3 protein-coding genes are annotated in these 2,134 nt (G+C 41.0%); 2 read left to right on the top strand and 1 reads right to left on the bottom strand.

Going from position 1 to position 2,134, the window contains the following annotated elements:
• Both B2R65_RS02535 and rluF read left to right on the top strand, forming a co-directional pair.
• On the top strand, positions 1–531 hold a 531-nt coding region (locus B2R65_RS02535), incomplete at its 5' end, for a DUF418 domain-containing protein (RefSeq protein ID WP_286740789.1).
• 76 nt (positions 532–607) lie between these two features.
• Complete coding sequence (gene rluF / locus B2R65_RS02530) at positions 608–1,594, top strand: 23S rRNA pseudouridine(2604) synthase RluF (protein ID WP_286740787.1); 987 nt, start codon at positions 608–610, stop codon at positions 1,592–1,594.
• Between the two features lie 9 nt (positions 1,595–1,603).
• Here the strand turns inward: rluF and B2R65_RS02525 are convergent, their stop codons facing one another.
• Positions 1,604–1,912 carry a hypothetical protein gene (locus B2R65_RS02525; protein ID WP_174694625.1) on the bottom strand — a complete coding sequence of 103 codons (309 nt, stop codon included), beginning with the start codon at positions 1,910–1,912 and terminating at the stop codon, positions 1,604–1,606.
• Positions 1,913–2,134: the final 222 nt, after the last annotated feature.

The following is a 2,134-nucleotide window of genomic DNA, read 5'->3' as shown; positions in this document are numbered from 1 at the left end:
ATCATGATCATGTGGCTGTGCGTAGGGCTAATGCTGATTGGCATATATTTATATAAAAATGAGGTTTTTAGTAAAGGTTTAACCAATCCGCACCTTATTGTTTGTATAGCTGGCGCCTTTATTTTTTCAGGCATGAGGCTTTATGCGTCAAAGTTTACAGGGGGAGCAGGGTTCGCCATACAAGAGTTTATAAATACCTTTGCCGCATTGTTCATGGCTGTATTTTATATTCATCTCATCGTTAAATTTTGTAATAACCGTGCTCATGTGGGCCAGCTTATTCAGCAGGCGGGGCGCTTAGCTTTTACCTTATATATATGCCAAACACTGATGCAGCTGTTGCTTTATAAAGTGTTGTATCCGCAGTGGGTATTAAGTTTTAACCGAATAGACTATTGGATAGTCGCGACTGGCCTGGTTAGCGTGCAGCTATTGTTTACAGCTTTATATTGTCGCTATTATGAGCAAGGGCCGCTGGAATATGTTTGGCGCAGGTTAACTCAAGCAAAAATTGCAAAAATTAATGCGTAAAGGTTTAAATTAGGGGCGAAAAATAATGGCATGTGGTTTACACTAGTCGCCTTTAAAATTAGGACCATTAAGTGCCATGACCGAATTAAAACGTTTAAATAAATTTATTAGTGAAACAGGTTTTTGTTCACGCCGTGAAGCCGATAAATATATTGAGCAAGGTCGTGTAACAGTTAATGGTAATACGCCTGAAATGGGCGTAAAAGTGGCTGATACCGATACTGTTTTAGTAGATGGAAAACCGCTGCGCGAAAAACCAAAACGCGTGTACATTGCGTATAATAAGCCAGTGGGTATTACCTGTACCACCGAGAGTAAAATTCAAAGTAATATTGTCAAAGCCGTTAATTATCCCACCCGTATATTTCCTATCGGCCGTTTAGATAGACCTTCAGAAGGATTGATTTTTTTAACTAACGAAGGCGATATCGTTAATAAAATTTTGCGAGCGGGTAATAACCACGAAAAAGAATACGTGGTGACAGTTGATAAACCACTCAATCGCCAATTTGTGAGCAAAATGGCCAACGGTATTCCTATTTTAGATACCGTTACAAAAAAATGTAAAGTGACACAAACAGCTCCGCAAGAATTCAAAATTGTGCTTACGCAGGGTTTAAACCGCCAAATTCGTCGTATGTGTGAATACCTAGGTTATGAAGTTGTGACCCTTAAACGTACCCGCATTATGAATGTAACGTTAAAGGGCTTAAAAGTAGGCCAGTGGCGACATTTAACCGACGTAGAAATGGCGCAAATTAATGACTCCATTGCCGATTCGGGTAAAACGCAAGAGCATTCGGTTGATACCAATAAGCAAAATGCCAATAACAAAGGCGAGCCTAAAAAGCGTGATTTTCAGGGTGAAAACCCACGCGCCTTTAATAATGAGCGAGGCACTCGCACTCAAAGAAGTAATTCCCCTTTTCAAAAGCGCTCAATCACCTATGTAGGTAAAGGGGGCGCTAGCAAAAATACGCAAGGCGATAGCAAAAGCGCAAACAACAAAAAGCCAGCAAACGGTAAAGCGCGTTCATCTGGCACATTAAGTTTAAAAAAATAGCGTGCGCACTTACCATTGTATTTGATGTACAACGTTACCGAGTGGGCTTTTAACGCCCACGATGTTTATTTTCTCATTTTTTAGCCGCTTTAATGCTGGTTTATCTAAATACCACCTAAAAGAGCGCTTTCTGTAAGTTTGTAAATCAAGCACAACCAGTTTTGCGCAGCTGTATTCGTAATCACTCGGACACGCCTCTACAGCCAGTAGCTGGTACTCTTGCTGCCAGCTATTGTCGCTATAATAATACGTCCATAACTTTACTGAAATACAAAAACTAGCCCACAGCCATAAATAAACTAAAACCGGTATAAACAAAATACCCAGCCAGCCCCTAAGCTTCCCATCGTGCTAGGGCCTGTTGACCTTTCAGGATTAAAATTTGTTCAAACTAGGGGCGGTTTAATCGTGGCGTGAGGTTTGTAACCTAGTGGACTAAGTAAAAACTGAGCAACAAAGAGTAAATTGCCCCTAGGCAGAACCCTCCGGGCAGCGCATGTTTGGCATTTATTCCACGTTATCGCCTATTTATGGGGAATA

This window comes from Pseudoalteromonas sp. UBA2102, from assembly GCF_002331165.1.
Taxonomy (GTDB): domain Bacteria; phylum Pseudomonadota; class Gammaproteobacteria; order Enterobacterales; family Alteromonadaceae; genus Pseudoalteromonas; species Pseudoalteromonas atlantica.
This window is presented reverse-complemented; position numbering and strand designations above follow the sequence as displayed.

Excerpts from the sequence above, each read along its gene's own strand:
- rluF (WP_286740787.1), top strand. The coding sequence starts at position 608 with ATGACCGAATTAAAACGTTTAAATAAATTTATTAGTGAAACAGGTTTT.